Here is a 17,089-nt window from a genome sequence, read left to right on the forward strand (position 1 = left end):
AGATTCCGGATGCCGGCGATCGGCTCTTCTAGACGACGGTGGTGCCCAGCAGGGTGCCGATCAACCACGTCGCGGCGAGGGCCAGCGCTCCGCCCACGACGAGACGGAGTGCCGACCGCCCCCGCGGCGCGCCACCCAGGTGGGCGGCCACGGTCCCGGTCAGAGCCAAGGCGATCAGGACGGCGACGAATGTCACCGGCACTCGCCATTCAGGCGGAGGCAGCAGGATCGCGAGCAGCGGCAGCAAGGCCCCGAGGGTGAACGCGACCGCCGATGAGAGGGCGGCGTGCCACGGGTTCACGAGGTCGTCCTGATCGATGTGCAGCTCGATCTCGAGGTGCGCGGAGAGAGCGTCGTGAGCGGTCAGCTCCGTGGCGACCTGTCGTGCCGTCGCCTCGGAGAGACCGCGGTCGCGGTACAGCTGGGTCAGTTCGTCGAGCTCGGCCTCGGGCAGTTCCCGCAGTTCCCGCCGCTCCTTCGCGATGAGCGAACGCTCCGTATCGCGCTGGCTGCTCACCGACACGTACTCGCCCAGCGCCATCGAGATCGCGCCGCCGACGAGACCTGCGATGCCGGCGGTGAACAGCGCAGCGGTGTCGGTGGTGACGCCTGCAACGCCGACGACGAGCGCGGCGACCGAGACGATGCCGTCGTTCGCGCCGAGCACCCCGGCGCGCAGCCAGTTGAGCCGCTGCCCGAGCCCGGCGGCGTGCGGCTCACCGGCGTGCGGATGGGACGTCACGCACCCAGTCAATCAAGCATCGCCCGACCCGCGACCCAGGCGCGGCGTTGATCCCGCCACACGGCGACGGATGCTTCACCCTTCGATTCGTGAAAACGCCGATCGTCCGGTAAAGTCTTGGAGGTTGCGGAGCGCAAGTTCCGCACCGAAACGGGGCTATAGCTCAGTTGGTTAGAGCGCTTCACTGATAATGAAGAGGTCCCAGGTTCAAATCCTGGTAGCCCCACTGTAAAAGCCCCGGGGCCTTAGCTCAGTTGGTAGAGCGCCTGCTTTGCAAGCAGGATGTCAGGAGTTCGAATCTCCTAGGCTCCACAGTCACCACCCCTCGAAGCCGGCCGTCTGGGCCGGCTTCTCCGTTCTGTGCATGTGCCTCTCGGTCGGTAGGGTGAAGCGCATGGACCTGCGCGTCGCGGCGTACGCCGTCATCCTCGATCAGGACGACCGCATCCTGCTGGCGCACTGGAACGAGGGCCGCCGCGCGGCGTGGACCATGCCCGGCGGTGGACTGGAGCCCGGCGAAGAGCCCGAGCGCGCGGCCCGCCGCGAGGTTCGGGAGGAGACCGGCTACAAAGTTGCGATCGACGCCCTGCTCGGCATCCATTCGCGCGTGATCCCACCGGGAAGACGGCTCACACCAGGAGTCACCGAACCGCTGCACACCATCCGCATCGTCTACCGCGCGCGGATCACCGGCGGGCGCCTGCGCAACGAGGTCGACGGGTCGACCGACCGCGCGGAGTGGTTCTCGCTGGGCGAGGTACGAAAGCTGCAGCGCGTCAAGCTCGTCGATATCGCGCTCGAGATGGCGGGGCTGGTCTGACGTCGATCGGATGCCGGTCGATCGGATGCCGCTAGTCGAGCGGCTGCGAGATGTCGGCGACCGTCGCGCCGTATGCCGCGATGAGGTCGTCCGCCTCGACGAACAGGCTGTACCCGTGGGCGCCCGCACCCATGGCGATGCGACGCCCCACGATTTCGGCATCGGCGTAGATCGGCCACTCGGTGGTGCTGCCGATCGGAACGATCGTGCCGCGCTCGTAGCCGGTCGCTGCGAGGGCGCGGGCGGGGTCGGGCAGCTGCAGCTTGTTCACCCCGACGACGGCGCGCAGCTTCGGCCACGAGATCGCCCGGTCGCCGGGGATCAGTGCGAACAGGAACGTGTCGTCGCTGCGTTTGACCACCAGCGTCTTGACAATTCCCGCGGGCGGGAGCCCGAGGATCGCCGCCGCTTCGGCAAGGCTGTTCGCGGCAGGCCGCTCTTTGATCTCGATGTCGAGACCGCGCGCAGCGGCTGCCGTCGTCACCCGATCCACCCCGTCGAGCGGGACGGAATCGGACATCACGCGTCGGGTGCGCGCAGCGGGTCGTCGGCCACCCAGAGCTCGTCGTCGGCACGGAGCGTCTGCCAGGCGGCGTAGAGCACGCCGAGCGCGGCGGCCACTCCGAGGATGATCGCGATCACGCCGCCGGCGCCGATGCCCTTCTTGACCGGCACGGGCACGGGAGCGGACTTCGCCCAGCTGGGAAGCGACAGCGAGCGTCCGCCGCCGATGCGCGAGCGTGAGTCGTTCGCGGCGTCCCACACCGACATCGCCGATCCGACCACCGCGCCTGCGGCGGGGATGATGGTGTCGTTCACGACCTTGCGGCTCACCCGCAGGCTTCGATCCACGTGCGGTGCGGCGTACTGGTCGTAGCGGGCCTGCACCTGCGGTGCCACCTGCTCACGTCCGTACTTTCCGAGCTGTCGTCCGGCTTCACGAGCGACGGTGGCGGCCTCACCGACCAGCACCTGCTGCGCTTCCCACAGACTGCTCGCCTGCTTCTGCAGCTTCTCGAGTTCCTTCTTGCGCTTGCGGCTGAGGCTCACGGTGCCCTCCCTGTCGTGGGGATGTCGGTCCTTCCCCATCTTGCCAGACGGGCGCCGGGACGGGTGGGGTTGCAGGGAACTCTGATTCAATGTATGAATGCCGCTTCACACCGCAGTCGCAACCATCCACACCAACCACGGCGACATCGTCGTCAACCTCTTCGGCGATCACGCCCCCCGCACCGTCCAGAACTTCATCGGCCTGTCCGACGGCACCGGCGAGTGGACGCACCCGGCAACCGGCAAGCCCGGCGAGGGAGCCCTCTACAAGGACGTCATCTTCCACCGCGTCATCTCGGGCTTCATGATCCAGGGCGGCGACCCGCTCGGGCAGGGCACCGGCGGTCCCGGCTACAACTTCAACGACGAGATCAGCGGCGAACTGACCTTCACCGCGCCGTACAAGCTCGCCATGGCGAACGCGGGCCTGCGCCGCAACGCGATCACCGGCCAGCCCGAGGGAACCAACGGATCGCAGTTCTTCATCACCGTTCCCGGTCAGGGCGGGCGTGGCCCCGAGTGGCTGCAGGGCAAGCACACGATCTTCGGCGAGGTGGCCGACGATGCCTCCAAGGCCGTCGTCGACAAGATCGGCGCAGTGCCGACCGCGGCCGGCGACCGCCCGGTCGAGCCCGTCGTGATCGAGTCGATCGACATCGCCGCCGTCTGATCCGTTCGACGATCTGAGCCCCGGCGCGTGACCACCGACGACTTCCGTCGCAACAGCGACAACTTCTGCTACCGGCATCCCGATCGTCAGAGCTTCGTGCTCTGCCAACGGTGCATGCGCACGATCTGCCCGGAGTGCCAGACTCCGGGCGCGGTCGGCGTCATCTGCCCGGAATGCCTGCAGAACCAGCAGAAGGCGCAGTCGCCTGCGCAGCGCAAGGCGGAACGACGGTGGTCACGGCCGCGGGCGGTAACGATGGCCGGCGGTCAGCCGATCGTCACCTACACGATCATCGGGATCACGGCGTTCGTGTACCTGCTGCAGCTGATACCCGGAATCGGCGGCACGGTCGAGGACGCGCTGCTGTTCTGGGCGCCGTACCTGTATCCGAGTCTCAGTGGAACCTTCGAGCCGTGGCGACTGCTCACGGGAGCCCTCGTCCACTCGAGCTTCTGGCATGTCGGCCTCAACATGCTCGCGCTCTGGATGATCGGCCGCACCCTCGAACCTCTGCTCGGCAGGTGGCGCTTCGCGACGCTGTACGTGCTGAGCGTGCTGGGCGGATCGGTGGCCGTGACCCTGCTCTCGTTCAGCACGCCCGTGGTCGGGGCATCCGGCGCGATCTTCGGGCTCTTCGGTGCCCTGCTCATCATCGGCCGGCACCTCGGTGCGAACATCGCCGGGATCGGGATCGTGCTCGCGATCAACCTGGTGATCGGCTTCATCCCCGGTTTCAACGTGTCGTGGCAGGCGCACGTCGGCGGGCTCGTGGTCGGTCTGGTCATCGGCTTCATCTTCACGCGCACCCGCGCGGCTCGACAGCGCAATCTGCAGATCGCGCTGCTCGTCGCGGTCGGCGCCGTGCTGATCGCGCTGCTGTTCGTCCCGGTGCTGCTTCCCGGACTCGTCATCGGACGATAAGCGGTCCGACATCCAGAGTTATCCACAGGCTCATCCACAGGCTGGGGATGAATCACACCGGTGTAATTCACACCTGTTAACAAGTCTGTTAACAACTTCCGGATGCCGCGGGCAGCGGCATCCGGAAATGCGAAAGCCCCGGTCGCCCGGGGCTTTCACTGTCGTATGGGTGGTTCGCTAACGCCAGCGCGTCGTCATGAGGAAGCCGACGAATGCGATTCCGAAACCGATCACGAGGTTCCATGCGTCGATGCCGGGAATCGGGTACTGCATGCCGCTCAAGTAGAAGACCAGGATCCAGATCAGCCCGATGAGCATGAGTCCGATCATGATGGGCTTGAACCACACCGGGTTGGGTGCAGCTTCGCCTTCTGCGCGCTCGACGAGCGAGTCGTCGTCTTTGCCGGGTCGTGCCATGGCAACAGTGTAACTGCCAGCCGCCCCACACCCGTGCTGTGGCAGAATCCCCCTGTGGATGAAGCGGTTGATACCCGGCGCCCGCGACGGCGGACCTCGGTCGTCGTCGTGCTCGGCGAGCTGCTCATCACTGCCGGCGTCATCGTGCTGCTCTACGTCGCGTGGCAGCTCTGGCTCGGCGACATGATCTACGGCGCCGAGCGCAACGCCACCGGACACGAGCTGTCGGAGGAATGGGCAGAGGCGTACGAACCGCCGGTCGCATCCGAGACCGCCGAGCCCACGGATCCTGCGGCACCCGTCACCGCGCCACCGCCGGTTCTCGCCGAGCCGGCGGACGCGGAGACGTTCGCCCTGATGCGCATCCCGCGGTTCGGATCCGACTATGCGGTGCCCATGGCCGGGGGCACATCACGCGCTCGCACCCTCGATCCGATCGGCATCGGCCACTATCCCGGCACGAAGATGCCCGGCGAGGTCGGCAACTTCGCCGTCGCGGCGCATCGCACGACGTGGGGCAAGCCCTTCAACCGCATCGCCGAACTCCACGTGGGCGATGCGATCGTGATCGAGACCCAGGAAGGCTGGTACACCTACCGCTTCCGCACACTCGAGTACGTGACTCCCGACGAGGTCGAGGTGCTGCTTCCGGTGCCGCAGGCGATGAACGTGCCCGCCGGCACCGCCTACATCACGATGACCAGCTGCAGTCCGATGTTCTCGCTGGCGGAGCGCATCGTCGCCTACGGGGTGTTCGAGTCGTACACTCCGCGCACGGCCGGGGAACCGGCATCCCTCGAGGCGGTGACCTGATGTATGCGGCGTTGTGGCGGATCCTTCCCGGGCCCTGGTGGGTGCGTGTGCTCATCCTGCTGGTGCTGGTCGCGGCGGCTCTCTACGGCCTGCTCTTCTACGCCTTCCCCTGGGTGAGCGAGTTCGTCAACCCGCAGGAAGTCACCGTTCAGTAGATGGTGCCGGCCAGCGATCGCGCGCCGATGACCACCGCCCCGATTCTCGTGGTGGACAATCACGACAGCTTCGTCCACACCCTCGTCGGCTATCTGCATGAGCTGGGGGCCGAGACCGACCTCGTCGAGGCCGATGCCATCGATGACCCGCACGCCGCGATCGCTGGACGCAGAGGCGTGCTCGTCTCCCCCGGACCCGGGGCCCCGGTCGATGCCGGCGCGTCGATCGGCGTCGTTCGCGCGGCCGCGCTGCGCGGCATCCCGCTTCTCGGCGTCTGTCTCGGCCATCAGGCGATCGGCGAGGCGTTCGGCGCTCGCGTCGACCATGCCCCAGAGCTCATGCACGGGATGACCTCGCAGGTGCATCACGACGGCGGACCGCTCTACGCGGGGCTCGCCGATCCGTTCACCGCGACGCGCTATCACTCCCTCGCGATCGTTCCCGAGACGATCCCCGCCGAGCTCCTGGTCACGAGCCGCACCGCGAGCGGCGTGATCATGGGCGTCGCGCATCGCTCAGCGCCGATCGAAGGGGTGCAGTTCCACCCCGAGAGCGTGCTCACCGAGGGCGGCTACCTGCTGCTCGGCAACTGGCTGACGAGAACGGGATATCCGGATGCCGCAGCCCGAGGCGCCGCGCTGAGCCCGCACCGCTGATCGGGACGCTACGTTCCGGAGCAGAAGGTCAGAGTGATCTCGGAGTGAACCGGCACATCGCCGGGCGCGAGCGATTGCGCCGTGACCGTCGGCGGAGCGGTCGCGGCACAGTTGGGGTCCTCTTGCGTGAGGACGGTGAGGCCGAACTTCTCGAGCGCACTCGTCGCTCCGTCGACCGTGTATCCGCGCACGTCCTCGATCGTCACCCGTCCGGACGCGACCTCGAGATTGACGGTCGTACCCGAAGGGATGCTGGAGCCCGCGGTCTGATCCGCCGAGATCACGGTGCCGCCCGCGAGGTCCGGGTCGTTGCGCGGCGAGATCACGCCGAGTGACAGGCCGGCCTCTTGGAGGGCGGCAGTGGCCGCGTCCTGCCCCAGCCCCACGAGGGTGGGGACGGTCGACATCTGCTGGCCGAGCGAGACGTAGACGCGGACTTCCTGCTGCGTGGCGACCGACGCCCCGGATCCGGGATCGGTGCGGATGACGTTGCCCTCCGCGATGTCGGGGTTCTCCTCGTCGACGCGGATCGCGAGCAGGTCGTTCTCGGCGAGCGTGTCATTCGCGCGCTCATAGGTCATTCCGGTCACGTCCGGCACGATGCGCGAGTTCGCGGGCAGCTCGTCGCGCGGCTGGATCGACAGCACCCAGAACAGGAGGGAGATCAGCAGCACCGCGAGCAGTCCGACGCCCGCCCAGATCCACGCCACCGGTGGCCCGGACTGCGTGCGCTTCATCGTGGTGTCGGTGCTCAGCTGACGCAGCGATCGGGCGGTCTCGGCGGCCTGCCGCGGGTTCGGACCGTACAGCTCGCTGGTCAGTGCCCCGACCTGACGCTTGGTGGGTGAGCGGCCGTCGATCGTCGCGTCGAGCGCCTCACGGAAGCCCGCAGCATCTTGATAGCGCTGGAAGGGATCCTTGGCGAGAGCGCGCAGGGCCACGGCATCGAGCGAGCGCGGCACGGTCTCGTTGACCTCGGACGGCGGAAGCGGAGCCTCGCTCACGTGCTGGTACGCCACGGCGACCGGCGACTCGCCCCGGAACGGCTGACGGCCGGTGAGCAGCTCGTAGAGCACCACGCCGGTCGAGTAGACGTCGGCCCGTGCGTCGACCGGTTCGCCCTTGGCCTGCTCGGGCGAGAAGTATGCGGCAGTTCCGAGGATCTGAGTCGTCTCGGCCACGGTGGACGAGCTGTCCGACACCGCGCGCGCGATGCCGAAGTCCATCACCTTGACCTGACCGGCATCGGTCACCATGACGTTGCCCGGCTTGATGTCGCGATGCACCACACCCGCGCGGTGGGAGTACTCGAGCGCCTCGAGGATGCCGTCGACGTAGCGGACGGTGTCTGTCACCGGAACCGGGCCCGCGGCGATGATCTCCTTCAGCAGCCGGCCCTTGACGAGCTCCATCACGATGTACGGAACAGGACGGATGGTGCCGTCGGGCGAGGTCAGCGCATCTTCCCCCGCGTCGTAGACGCGGACGATCGTGGGATGCGCCATGCGGGACGCCGCCTGCGCCTCGAGGCGGAACCGGGTGCGGAAGGCGTTGTCGTCGGCGAGCTCGCGATCGAGGACCTTTATGGCGACTTCGCGGCCCAGTGTGAGGTCGTAGCCGCGGTAGACGCTGGCCATACCACCGCGCCCGATGGGCTCGTCGACGCGGTAGCGTCCGGAAAGCACGCGCGGTTCAGCTGTCACGGTCACCCCCTGCGTGGAACATCAGCCAGACTATCCGAGGTCGGGCGGGTCACGTTTCGGCGTGACCCGCCCGACGCATCACGGTGTGGGTGACGGAGTGGGTGCCGCGGCCTGGATCGTCGCCGTCGCCTCGCCCGAGGCGCCCGACGTGCGCTCGCCCGACGGACCGCCCGAGCACGTCACGGTGTAGGTGACGATGACGGTGCCGCTGGTGACGTTGTCGGGGATCTCGATCTGAGATGAGCGGTCCGCGGCGCCGAACGCAGACGTCGACTGGCCGTTCGGGAACGTTCCGATCGAGGTCGACAGGTTGTAGGCGCTGGGCGAGCCCTCGCCCGCCGGGCAGGAGTACCCGGGCCAGCTGACCCCGATGGTGCTGCCGGGCTCGACGGTCGCGGCATCCAGCGTCGGCGCCCCGGGAGTCTCCATCGCGACCTGCGAGCCGTAGACGGTCAGCGTGATCGTCGTGCCCGTCTCGACGCGACCGGTCGGATCGACGCTGTAGACGACGTTCTGCTGCTCCGCGGTCGGAGCGGCGTTGCCGGTGACGCAGCTGGCGACCAGCTCGTTCTCGTCGAGGACCGCGCGGGCCTCGTCGCACGTCATTCCGGTGAGACCCAGGGCTCCGACGTCGACGCGCTCCTCGGTGGGAGTGGGCGTGGGCGTGGGTGTCGTGGTCGTCGTCGCCGAGGGCGTCGACGGACCCGGTGTCGGGTCGCCCTGGTTCGCGAGCACCGCCCAGATCGTGCCGACGAGCACCAGCACCAGCAGGGCGATGAGGGCGATCAGCGGCCACGTCCACGGGCTGCGCTTCTTCTTCTCGGGCTCTTCTTCGGCGCCTGGCTCGAGGGGGGCCGGAAGGATGCGGGTCGCCGCGCCCGTCTCTCCGGCGGAGGTGAGCAGCTGGGTCGCGTCGCCGGCACCGGCCGCCGCGCCGGCGATCGCCGGAACGGCCGCTGCTGCTGCGGCCACGTCTCCGCGGCGGAGGGCGGTAGCCGCACGTGCGACGGCCGCCGCCGAAGCGGGACGGTCGTCGGGCTTCTTCGCGATCATCGCCATCACGAGGTTCTGCACCGGGACGGCGATGGTCGCCGGGAGCGGCGGGGGCTGCTCGTTGATCTGAGCCATCGCGATGGCGACCTGCGACTCGCCTGTGAAGGGACGCTTGCCCGCCAGGGACTCGTACGCGACGATGCCCAGCGAGTACGTGTCGGTCGCCGGAGACGCCGGGTGACCCGACGCCTGCTCGGGTGACAGGTACTGCACCGTGCCCATGACCTGGCCGGTGGCCGTGAGCGGCACCTGGTCGGCGATGCGCGCGATGCCGAAGTCGGTGATCTTCACCCGCCCGTCGGGCGTGATGAGCAGATTGCCGGGCTTGATGTCGCGGTGCACGAGGCCGGCGGCATGCGCCGCCTGCAGTGCGGCAGAGGTCTGCGCGACGATGTCGAGGGTCTTGTCGGTCGACAGAGAGCCGTCGCGCTCGAGGATCGTCGAGAGGGCCTCGCCGGGGACGAGTTCCATGACGAGGAACGCGCTGCCGTTCTCCTCGCCGTAGTCGAAGACGCTCGCGATGCCCTCGTGGTTCACGAGAGCCGCGTGCCGCGCCTCGGCGCGGAAGCGCTCGAGGAAGCCGGGGTCTCCCATGTATTCGTCTTTGAGGATCTTGATGGCGACCGTTCGTCCGATGACGTGATCGGTCGCCTCCCACACCTCACCCATGCCGCCGATCGCGATTCGCGAATCAAGCTCGTAGCGGCCGCCGAAGGTCACACCTTGCGTCGGTCTCATCTGCCCAGCACCGCCTCCATGACCTTCTTCGCGATAGGCGCGGCGATCGTGTTGCCGCTGCCCGATTGTCCTTGCCCGCCGCCATCCTCGACGACGACGGCCACGGCCACCTGCGGATTCTCGGCGGGTGCGAACCCCGTGAACCACAGCGTATAAGGATCGCCGGTTCCGTTCTCCGAGGTACCCGTCTTACCGGCCACATCGATCCCGTCTATTCTTGCACCCGACGCCGCACCGTCACTGACATTGGCGACCATCATCGCGACCATTTCATCGGCGATGTCCTGCTCGATCGCCCGCCCGAACTCGGTGTCGTCGAACGTCTGCTGCACCGACAGATCCGGTCCGATCACGCGATCCACCATTCGCGGGTTCATCACGATTCCTCCGTTCGCGATTGCGGCCGAGACCATCGCCATCTGCAGCGGCGTCGCGGTCACCTGACCCTGCCCGAAACCGGTGAGGGCGGTCTGCGCGTCGTCCAGCGCCATCGGATAGCTCGACGCCGTCGACATCAGCGGAAGCTCGAACGACAGGTTGAAGCCGTACTTCTCGGCCTCTTCACGGATGGCGGTGTCGCCCAGCTCGACCGCCAGCTCGGCGAACGGGATGTTGCAGCTCAGCCGGAGGGCATCCGCGATCGTCACCGTCTCGCCCGCACCGCAGGCTCCGCCGCTGGCGTTGTGCACCACGCTCGAAGACTGCGGGAGCTGGTAGGTGGCAGGGTTCGGCAGCGCGGACTGGGGGGTGTACTCACCCGACGCCAGGGCCGCCGATGCCACCACGAGCTTGAACGTCGAGCCAGGCGGGTTCAGGTCGCCCCCGATCGCACGGTTGGACAGCGGCTTGCCGGGATCGGCGACCAGCGCGTCGTACGTCGTGTTCACCTCACTCGTCGCGTGCGAGGCGAGGAGGTTCGTGTCGAAGCTCGGGCTCGTCACCATGGCGAGCACGCGGCCGGTGGAGGGCTCGATCGCGATGACGCCGCCCTGCAGGTCGCCCAGCGCTTCGAACGCGGCACGCTGGATGTCGGCATCCAGCGACAGCACGACGTTCGACCCGCGCGGCGGCTGTCCGGTGAAGATCCGCTCGATGCGGGAGAGGAATTGCGATCCCGCGGTGCCGCTGAGCGCGCCGTTCATGGCCTGCTCGATGCCGGTCGCCGATCCCAGGGCGGGATTGATGTAGCCGGTCACGGGCGCCCACATTTCGGCATCCGTGTACACCCGCTGCCAGCTGAAGACGTCGTCGGAGGCGACCGACGACGCGATCGCGGCGCCGCTCGCGATGATCGAGCCGCGCTGAACCTCGTACGAGTCGTAGAGCGAGCGGGTGTTGCGCGGATTCTGCGCGAGCTCCTCGGCCTGGATGACCTGGATCCAGCTGGTGGAGCCGAGCAGTGCGAGAAACATCACCAGCATCAGGATGCTGAGGCGTCTGAGTTCTTTGGTCATGCCTACCCGATCACCACCCGGGGACGGCTGCGGACGGCATCCGAGATGCGCAGCAGCAGCGCGACGATGATCCAGTTCGCCACGAGCGACGATCCACCCGCGGCGAGGAACGGCGTCGTGAGTCCGGTGAGCGGGATGAGCCGCGTGACGCCGCCGACCATGATGAACACCTGGAGCGCGATCGTGAACGACAGCCCGGTCGCGAGCAGCTTGCCGAAGTCGTCCTGGCCGGCCAGGCCGATGCGGATGCCCCGGCTCGTGAACACCATGTACAGGCACAGGATCGCGAAGACGCCGACAAGTCCGAGCTCCTCGCCGAGGGCCGGGAGGATGTAGTCACTCTCGGCCACCGGCGTGATGTACGGCCGCCCCTGGCCGAGGCCGGTGCCGATCAGCCCGCCGTGCGCGAGACCGAACAGGCCCTGCACCAGCTGGTAGCTGCTGTCGCCCATCAGGTCGGGGTTGAAGGCGTCCAGCCAGTTGCGGAATCGTCCCTGCACGTAGGGCAGCACCTGCGAGGCGAGCGCCGCACCGGCGGTCGCCAGGAGCACACCGATGAGCACCCAGCTCGTCTTGCCCGTGGCCACGTAGAGCATGGCGACGAACATGCCGAAGATGAGCAGGCCCGTTCCCAGGTCACGTTGGAGCACGATGATGCCGAGCGAGATGAGCCAGATCACCAGCAGCGGGCCGAGTTCACGCGCCCGCGGCCACGTCAGTCCGAGGAAGCGGGTGCCGGTCGAGGTCAGGCTCTCTCGCGTGCGCACCAGATAGCCGGCGAAGAAGATCGCGAGCGCGATCTTGGCGAGCTCGCCCGGCTGGAAGGAGAAGAACCCGAGCGACACCCACACGTCGGCGTTGGCATCCGTTCCCAGGCCCGGGATGATCGGCAGGATCAGCAGGATGATTCCCACGAAGCCGAAGATGTACGTGTACCGGAACAGCACGCGGTAGTTGCGCAGCAGCAGCACCACCGCGATGGCGGCGACCAGCGCGATCGCCGCCCACGCCAGCTGGCGGGTGGAGAAGGCGTCCCAGCCGTGGCGGTCCTGCGCGATGTCGAGGCGGTAGATCATCGCGAGCCCGAGGCCGGTCAGCAGTGTCGCGATGGGAACGACGAAGGGGTCGGCGTCGCGCGCACGCAGACGCAACAGGATGTGCAGTGCCACGACGAGGGCCGTGAGGCCGCCGCAGTAGACCAGGAAAGTCCAGTCGATCGCGCCCAGCGCGCCCAGCTGCACGAGGGCGACGGCTGACCCGTTGATCGCGAAGGCGAACACCAGCAGGCCCAGCTCGCGGTTGCGCTGCGTCTGCGGCATGCGGATGCGGCGCAGGGCCCGCACCACCGACGTGTCGGTCGAGACCCCGTCGGCGGTGGGTGCGGCCGAGCCGATGGGGCTCGTCGGTGCGTTGCTCATCCGCCTCCCTCCGCGGTGTCGCTGATGCTCGAGACGATACGGCGCGCGTCTGTGAGGGAACTCGCCGAGATCGTCTGCTCGACGGTGGAGCGCGCGAACTCCGAGAGCGATGTGAGCGGGATCTCGGTGTCTTCGTACGGCGTCGACAGAGAGATCGGGCCGATGCTCTGCTGCACGCCGCGATAGATCACGACGGTGTCTTCATCGGTTCCGACGAAGTAGCGCGTCTGCGTCCACTGGTAGCCGATCCACAGCACGCCCGTGATGATGACGAGCACGAGCACCAGCCCGGTGATCCATCCGATCCGGCGACGTCGGGACCGTCGGCGGTCCTCTTCGATGAGCTCCTCGAGAAATCCCGCGGCCGGCTCGTAATGCGTCGGCTCGTTCGCCGCCTGGCGATTGGGGTGCAGCCAGCTGCTGCGCCGGGGCGCGGCGGCCGGCACCTCGACACCGACAGGGTTGGATGCGGAGCCGACGATCGTGGGAGTGCCGGAGAAGACCGGATGCTGTCCGCCGACGTCGACGATGACGATCGTGACGTTGTCGGGGGCACCGGCGTCGAGTGCCTGCTTGAGCAGGTTGTCAGCGGTGCGGCCGGGAGCGAGCCCCAGGCCGAGCGCCTTCGAGGTGTGCGGGTCGTCGACCACGCCCGACAGGCCGTCCGAGCACAGCAGCCAGCGGTCGCCCGGCTGCGTCGGCATGATGAACGTGTCGAGCTCGGGGTCGGGATCCATGTCGCCGAGCACTCGCATGAGCACCGACCGGCGGGGATGGTACCGGGCCTCTTCGGGGGTGATGCGTCCGGAGTCCACCAGACGCTGCACGAAGGTGTGGTCGGTGGTGATCTGGGTGAGCGTGCCGTCTCGGAAGAGATAGATGCGGGAGTCGCCGATGTGCGCGATGACGGCGTAGTCGTCGACCATGATGAGCGCGCTGACGGTCGTGCCCATGCCGGCCAGCTCCGGACGGACGTGGACCGTGTCGATCAGCTCGACCGCGGCATCCGATATCGCATCCCGCAGCGCGAGCTCCGCCTCGGACGTCGTCTCGTACGGCTGGTCGAGGCGCTCCAGCCGGGTGATCGCGAGGCTCGACGCGACATCTCCTCCGGCGTGGCCGCCCATGCCGTCGGCGACGACGAACAGGTTCGAGCCGGAATAGCCGGAGTCCTGGTTGTTGGAGCGCACCTTGCCGGTGTGCGAGATCGCGGTGCTCGAGCCCTGGAAGACCATGCGTGGAGAGTCCGCCCGCTACTTCCGCAGCTCGAAGGTCGTCGCGCCGACCTTGATCGGGGCTCCCACCTTCACCGGCACGGGAGCGGACACCCGTGCGCCGTCGTGCCAAGTGCCGTTCGTCGAGTCGAGGTCCTGGATCATCCACTGGTCGCCCCACAGCACCAGGCGCGCGTGGTGGCTCGAGGTGTAGTCGTCGCGGATGACGAGGGCGGATTCGCTCGAGCGCCCGATCGTCAGCGGCTCATTGCCCAGCGGAAGATCGATCCCCGCCTTGGGCCCGCTCGTGATGACGATCCGCGAGACCTTGTCGGTCGTGGCGGGTCCGCCCGCGGGAGACGCCGGGGCAGAGGCGGCCGCGGGAGCGATCGGGGCGGTCGCGCCGACGCGTCCTGCCCCGGCATTCGTCGCGGCCGCTCCTACCGCCGTGCCGCCTGCGGCGACGGGAGCTGCGGCCGCTGCGGGCTCGGGCATCCGTCGCACCTTCACGCCGAAGAGGTCGGCGCGCAGCGAGTACACGACCGCGAAGACGAAGGCCCACAGCAGCACCAGGAATCCGATGCGCAGCAACAGCTCGGTGAGCGCGCTCATGCCAGCGGACCCCTGTCTCGCACGTCGAACGCGCGGGTCGCGTCATCGGCGGTCATCGGCGGCTTAGGGGGAACCGTGAGCGGAACGACGCGGAAGACGATGTCGGTCCGTCCGATCCGCACCGTCGAGTCGGGTGGGAGGGCGGCCTCGGTGACCTTGCGGCCGTCCAGCAGAGTTCCGTTGGTGGAGTTCATGTCTCGCACCATCGCGCGCTCGCCGTCCCAGAGGATCTCGACGTGCTTGCGGCTGGTGCCGGCATCGGCGATCGTGATGTCGGCGTCGCTCCCCCGGCCGATGACGGTCCGCGACCGGGTGAGCGGGATGCGCCGGCCTTCCACGTCGACCACGCCGCTCCACGACACGCGGCCGCCCTGCGCCGTCGACGAATCGACGCGGATCGTCCCGGTCGACACCTGCTCGTCGCGCTGCAGCGTGATCGAGACGGCACCGGCGAACGAATACCCCTGGGCCTTCGCGTGCTCGTGAACCAGGGTGTCGAGTTCGTGCGTCAGGGCGTCGCCGATCGACGACATCCGCTCGTAGTCCGCCGGCGAGAGCCGCACGGTGAAGGTGTTGGGCGCCAGGATGCGGTCGCGGCTGACGACCGCAGCCTTCTTGTCGAGCTCGCTGCGGAGGGCAGACGCGATCTCGACGGGCTGGATGCCACTGCGGAAGGTCTTGGCGAACGCGCTGTTGACAGCGCGTTCGAGACCTTTCTCGAAGCTCTCAAGTAGTCCCACTGGGCTCCTCGGACGGGGGGTGCCGGTTGGTACATGCTAGTTGCAGACTCTGGGTCAACCATGGACCATCGGCTGGATCGGGCGAGTTCGGTCTCGGTCGTGGTGCATGATATCCTCGGGAAGTTGCGTTGCGTTTGGATCTTCGGATGCCGCGACACGCGCGAGTGGCGGAATAGGTAGACGCGCTGGCTTCAGGTGCCAGTGCCCGCAAGGGCGTGGGGGTTCAAGTCCCCCCTCGCGCACAGACATGCGAGAAGGAAGCCGGTCGGAGGCGAAAGCCCGACCGGCTTCCTTCTTTTCCTCTCCGTGACGTCGAACGCCGGTGTGTATTCTTCGAATATCCACACGGGTGCCCTCGCAAGGGCTGAGATCGGGCTGACGCGGCCTGTGACCGTTCGAACCTGTCCGGGTAATGCCGGCGAAGGAAGTAGGAGTTCCGTCATGGAATCCGCCCGTTCACCGCGCGCTCTCGCAGACGTCGTCGTCGTGGGGGGCGGGATCATCGGTCTGAGCATCGCCTGGACGGTCGTGCGGAGCGGGCGGTCCGTTCGGCTGATCGATCCGGCGCCGGCACAGGGTGCGACGTTCGCCGCAGCGGGCATGCTCGCCCCCGTGAGCGAGTACCAGCGGCAGGAGGAAGATCTCCTGCCGCTGATGCTCGCCTCGGCAGCGCGGTATCCCGACTTCCTGCGGGAGCTTTCGCCTCACGACGAGGCGACCGGTTACGTCCGGAACGAGACGTTGTGGGTCGGTGTCGACCAGGGCGACAGGCAGATGCTCGCCGACATGTACGCCGGACATCGCCGGGCGGCGCTCGCGATCGAGCCGATGACGACCCGCGAGGCGCGTGCTCGCGAACCGCTGCTCGGCCCCCGGGTCACATCCGCCTACCGCGTTCGAGGAGATCATCAGGTCGACCCGCGGATCCTGGCGGCGAGGCTGCTCGACGAACTGGAGGGCGCAGGGCGCCGGGCAGGCGACGTCGCCGTCATCCGCGAGCGCGCGGTGGCGCTCCTTCGCGGCGACCCCTCGAACACGGACTCGGGCGTCGTCGGGGTCGTGCTGGCCGACGGGACGACCATCACCGCGGGAGAAGTCGTGCTGGCGAACGGCCTCGGTGCCAAGGTCATCGAGGGGTTCTCCGAACCGCTCGATCTGCCCGTGCGGCCGGTGTTCGGCGACATCCTCCGACTGCGAGTTCCCGACCGGCTCCGCCCGCTCCTGCGGACGACCGTGCGCGGCGCGGTTCACGGGGAGAGCGTCTACCTCGTGCCACGCGCCGACGGCACTCTCGTCATCGGCGCGACTCAGCGGGAAGACGGCGGGGACGGGGTCTCCGCCGGGGGCGTCCACAGCCTCCTCCGGGACGCGCAGCAGGTGCTCCCCGCCGTCGGCGAGCTGCACCTCATCGAGGCGACCGCACGGGCGCGGCCGGCCACCCCGGACAACGCGCCCCTCCTCGGCAGAGTGCGCCGAGGCGACGGCGGCACTCTTGCGGGGCTGGTGGTGGCGACCGGGTTCTTCCGCCACGGCGTACTGCTCGCTCCGATCGCCGCGGACATCTGCCTCGGCCTCATCGAAGGTCGGTCGGATGAACGCTGGGACGCGTTCCGGCCCGATCGATTCACACGAAAGCACGTCGCCGACCGCGCGGCGGAAAGGACGCACCGATGACCGACATCACGCTGAACGGGCAACCTCACATTCTTCGGCGGCAGCGCTCCGTCGCCGACCTTGTCGAAGGATTCCTCGGCGTTCGGATCGCCGCCGACGGGGCCGTCTCCCACAACGCGCCGCTCGGCATCGCCGTCGCCGTCAACGCCGTCGTCATCCCGCGGCCCAGCTGGAGAGGCCACGAACTCGCCGACGGCGATGCGGTCGAAATCGTCAGCGCGACGCAGGGAGGCTGACG

Annotated in this window: 19 protein-coding genes, 3 tRNA genes and 1 riboswitch; of the genes, 11 read left to right on the plus strand and 11 right to left on the minus strand. The window is 68.3% G+C overall.

Features of this window, described 5'->3' with window-relative positions; all coding sequences use genetic code 11:
• Positions 1 to 28: 28 nt before the first annotated feature.
• On the minus strand, positions 29 to 742 hold the full coding sequence (locus tag KEC57_RS11545) for a VIT1/CCC1 transporter family protein (RefSeq protein WP_229384763.1): 714 nt from the start codon (positions 740 to 742) through the stop codon (positions 29 to 31).
• Between the two features lie 152 nt (positions 743 to 894).
• On the opposite strand from KEC57_RS11545, the gene KEC57_RS11550 reads away from it, so the two are divergent.
• From KEC57_RS11550 to KEC57_RS11560, 3 genes are all read left to right on the plus strand, one after another.
• Positions 895 to 968: transfer RNA gene (locus KEC57_RS11550), tRNA-Ile, on the plus strand.
• Between the two features lie 13 nt (positions 969 to 981).
• Positions 982 to 1,054, plus strand: a tRNA-Ala gene (locus KEC57_RS11555).
• Positions 1,055 to 1,136: 82 nt separating this feature from the next.
• A complete protein-coding gene (locus KEC57_RS11560) occupies positions 1,137 to 1,562 on the plus strand; it encodes an NUDIX hydrolase (protein WP_229384764.1) in 426 nt (141 codons plus the stop codon).
• A 31-nt stretch (positions 1,563 to 1,593) separates the two neighbouring features.
• Here the strand turns inward: KEC57_RS11560 and KEC57_RS11565 are convergent, their stop codons facing one another.
• Both KEC57_RS11565 and KEC57_RS11570 read right to left on the minus strand, forming a co-directional pair.
• The gene (locus tag KEC57_RS11565) at positions 1,594 to 2,082 is read right to left on the minus strand and encodes an aminoacyl-tRNA deacylase (RefSeq protein WP_229384765.1); all 489 of its coding nucleotides are present in this window, start codon (positions 2,080 to 2,082) and stop codon (positions 1,594 to 1,596) included.
• Positions 2,082 to 2,612, minus strand: coding sequence for a DNA helicase (locus tag KEC57_RS11570; RefSeq protein ID WP_229384766.1), 531 nt, complete (start codon positions 2,610 to 2,612; stop codon positions 2,082 to 2,084). Before KEC57_RS11570 ends, KEC57_RS11565 begins: the two co-directional genes overlap by 1 nt.
• Before the next feature lie 97 nt (positions 2,613 to 2,709).
• On the opposite strand from KEC57_RS11570, the gene KEC57_RS11575 reads away from it, so the two are divergent.
• Together KEC57_RS11575 and KEC57_RS11580 are read left to right on the plus strand one after the other, a co-directional pair.
• Positions 2,710 to 3,282, plus strand: coding sequence for a peptidylprolyl isomerase (locus KEC57_RS11575; RefSeq protein ID WP_229384767.1), 573 nt, complete (start codon positions 2,710 to 2,712; stop codon positions 3,280 to 3,282).
• A gap of 27 nt (positions 3,283 to 3,309) precedes the next feature.
• Positions 3,310 to 4,203, plus strand: a complete 894-nt coding sequence (locus KEC57_RS11580; RefSeq protein WP_229384768.1) for a rhomboid family intramembrane serine protease — start codon at positions 3,310 to 3,312, stop codon at positions 4,201 to 4,203.
• Positions 4,204 to 4,380: 177 nt separating this feature from the next.
• Here KEC57_RS11580 and KEC57_RS11585 read toward each other — a convergent pair whose 3' ends face one another.
• Entirely contained in the window at positions 4,381 to 4,620 is a 240-nt protein-coding gene (locus KEC57_RS11585) for a cell division protein CrgA (protein WP_229384769.1), read from the minus strand.
• Positions 4,621 to 4,674: 54 nt separating this feature from the next.
• Between KEC57_RS11585 and KEC57_RS11590 the strand changes: the two genes are divergently transcribed.
• From KEC57_RS11590 to KEC57_RS11600, 3 genes are read left to right on the plus strand one after another with little or no spacing between them, the layout of a single operon-like run.
• Entirely contained in the window at positions 4,675 to 5,433 is a 759-nt protein-coding gene (locus tag KEC57_RS11590; RefSeq protein WP_229384770.1) for a class E sortase, read from the plus strand.
• Positions 5,433 to 5,588 carry a hypothetical protein gene (locus KEC57_RS11595; protein WP_229384771.1) on the plus strand — a complete coding sequence of 52 codons (156 nt, stop codon included), beginning with the start codon at positions 5,433 to 5,435 and terminating at the stop codon, positions 5,586 to 5,588. The genes KEC57_RS11590 and KEC57_RS11595 overlap by 1 nt, the downstream gene beginning before the upstream one ends.
• 27 nt (positions 5,589 to 5,615) lie before the next feature.
• Positions 5,616 to 6,245 (plus strand): anthranilate synthase component II, encoded by a 630-nt coding sequence (locus KEC57_RS11600; protein ID WP_229384772.1) that lies wholly within the window; start codon positions 5,616 to 5,618, stop codon positions 6,243 to 6,245.
• Between the two features lie 8 nt (positions 6,246 to 6,253).
• Here the strand turns inward: KEC57_RS11600 and pknB are convergent, their stop codons facing one another.
• From pknB to KEC57_RS11635, 7 genes are all read right to left on the minus strand, one after another.
• Complete coding sequence (gene pknB / locus KEC57_RS11605; RefSeq protein ID WP_308187597.1) at positions 6,254 to 7,948, minus strand: Stk1 family PASTA domain-containing Ser/Thr kinase; 1,695 nt, start codon at positions 7,946 to 7,948, stop codon at positions 6,254 to 6,256.
• A gap of 78 nt (positions 7,949 to 8,026) precedes the next feature.
• The gene (locus tag KEC57_RS11610; protein WP_229384773.1) at positions 8,027 to 9,739 is read right to left on the minus strand and encodes a serine/threonine protein kinase; all 1,713 of its coding nucleotides are present in this window, start codon (positions 9,737 to 9,739) and stop codon (positions 8,027 to 8,029) included.
• Positions 9,736 to 11,193, minus strand: coding sequence for a peptidoglycan D,D-transpeptidase FtsI family protein (locus KEC57_RS11615; protein ID WP_229384774.1), 1,458 nt, complete (start codon positions 11,191 to 11,193; stop codon positions 9,736 to 9,738). Before KEC57_RS11615 ends, KEC57_RS11610 begins: the two co-directional genes overlap by 4 nt.
• A 2-nt stretch (positions 11,194 to 11,195) precedes the next feature.
• Positions 11,196 to 12,611 (minus strand): FtsW/RodA/SpoVE family cell cycle protein, encoded by a 1,416-nt coding sequence (locus tag KEC57_RS11620; RefSeq protein WP_229384775.1) that lies wholly within the window; start codon positions 12,609 to 12,611, stop codon positions 11,196 to 11,198.
• Complete coding sequence (locus KEC57_RS11625; protein ID WP_229384776.1) at positions 12,608 to 13,846, minus strand: PP2C family protein-serine/threonine phosphatase; 1,239 nt, start codon at positions 13,844 to 13,846, stop codon at positions 12,608 to 12,610. The genes KEC57_RS11620 and KEC57_RS11625 overlap by 4 nt, the downstream gene beginning before the upstream one ends.
• Before the next feature lie 18 nt (positions 13,847 to 13,864).
• A complete protein-coding gene (locus KEC57_RS11630; RefSeq protein ID WP_229384777.1) occupies positions 13,865 to 14,437 on the minus strand; it encodes an FHA domain-containing protein FhaB/FipA in 573 nt (190 codons plus the stop codon).
• The gene (locus KEC57_RS11635) at positions 14,434 to 15,177 is read right to left on the minus strand and encodes an FHA domain-containing protein (protein WP_229384778.1); all 744 of its coding nucleotides are present in this window, start codon (positions 15,175 to 15,177) and stop codon (positions 14,434 to 14,436) included. The genes KEC57_RS11630 and KEC57_RS11635 overlap by 4 nt, the downstream gene beginning before the upstream one ends.
• A 158-nt stretch (positions 15,178 to 15,335) precedes the next feature.
• Here KEC57_RS11635 and KEC57_RS11640 point away from each other — a divergent pair.
• From KEC57_RS11640 to thiS, 3 genes are all read left to right on the plus strand, one after another.
• Positions 15,336 to 15,419: transfer RNA gene (locus KEC57_RS11640), tRNA-Leu, on the plus strand.
• A gap of 93 nt (positions 15,420 to 15,512) precedes the next feature.
• Positions 15,513 to 15,621: riboswitch (TPP riboswitch) on the plus strand.
• Positions 15,619 to 16,851 (plus strand): glycine oxidase ThiO, encoded by a 1,233-nt coding sequence (thiO, locus tag KEC57_RS11645; RefSeq protein ID WP_229384779.1) that lies wholly within the window; start codon positions 15,619 to 15,621, stop codon positions 16,849 to 16,851. (Overlaps the previous riboswitch by 3 nt.)
• Entirely contained in the window at positions 16,848 to 17,087 is a 240-nt protein-coding gene (gene thiS, locus KEC57_RS11650; RefSeq protein WP_229384780.1) for a sulfur carrier protein ThiS, read from the plus strand. The genes thiO and thiS overlap by 4 nt, the downstream gene beginning before the upstream one ends.
• Positions 17,088 to 17,089 lie beyond the last annotated feature (2 nt).

Origin of the sequence: Microbacterium allomyrinae, assembly GCF_020682705.1 — a bacterium.
GTDB classification, from domain to species: domain Bacteria; phylum Actinomycetota; class Actinomycetes; order Actinomycetales; family Microbacteriaceae; genus Microbacterium; species Microbacterium allomyrinae.

Bases quoted from the DNA above. Each gene is read 5' to 3' on its own strand.
- KEC57_RS11560 (WP_229384764.1), top strand. From the start codon at position 1,137: ATGGACCTGCGCGTCGCGGCGTACGCCGTCATCCTCGATCAGGACGAC.
- KEC57_RS11565 (WP_229384765.1), bottom strand. From the start codon at position 2,082: ATGTCCGATTCCGTCCCGCTCGACGGGGTGGATCGGGTGACGACGGCA.
- KEC57_RS11575 (WP_229384767.1), top strand. From the start codon at position 2,710: ATGCCGCTTCACACCGCAGTCGCAACCATCCACACCAACCACGGCGAC.
- KEC57_RS11585 (WP_229384769.1), bottom strand. From the start codon at position 4,620: ATGGCACGACCCGGCAAAGACGACGACTCGCTCGTCGAGCGCGCAGAA.
- KEC57_RS11595 (WP_229384771.1), top strand. From the start codon at position 5,433: ATGTATGCGGCGTTGTGGCGGATCCTTCCCGGGCCCTGGTGGGTGCGT.
- KEC57_RS11600 (WP_229384772.1), top strand. From the start codon at position 5,616: ATGACCACCGCCCCGATTCTCGTGGTGGACAATCACGACAGCTTCGTC.
- KEC57_RS11610 (WP_229384773.1), bottom strand. From the start codon at position 9,739: ATGAGACCGACGCAAGGTGTGACCTTCGGCGGCCGCTACGAGCTTGAT.
- KEC57_RS11615 (WP_229384774.1), bottom strand. From the start codon at position 11,193: ATGACCAAAGAACTCAGACGCCTCAGCATCCTGATGCTGGTGATGTTT.
- KEC57_RS11620 (WP_229384775.1), bottom strand. From the start codon at position 12,611: ATGAGCAACGCACCGACGAGCCCCATCGGCTCGGCCGCACCCACCGCC.
- KEC57_RS11625 (WP_229384776.1), bottom strand. From the start codon at position 13,846: ATGGTCTTCCAGGGCTCGAGCACCGCGATCTCGCACACCGGCAAGGTG.
- KEC57_RS11630 (WP_229384777.1), bottom strand. From the start codon at position 14,437: ATGAGCGCGCTCACCGAGCTGTTGCTGCGCATCGGATTCCTGGTGCTG.
- thiO (WP_229384779.1), top strand. From the start codon at position 15,619: ATGGAATCCGCCCGTTCACCGCGCGCTCTCGCAGACGTCGTCGTCGTG.
- thiS (WP_229384780.1), top strand. From the start codon at position 16,848: ATGACCGACATCACGCTGAACGGGCAACCTCACATTCTTCGGCGGCAG.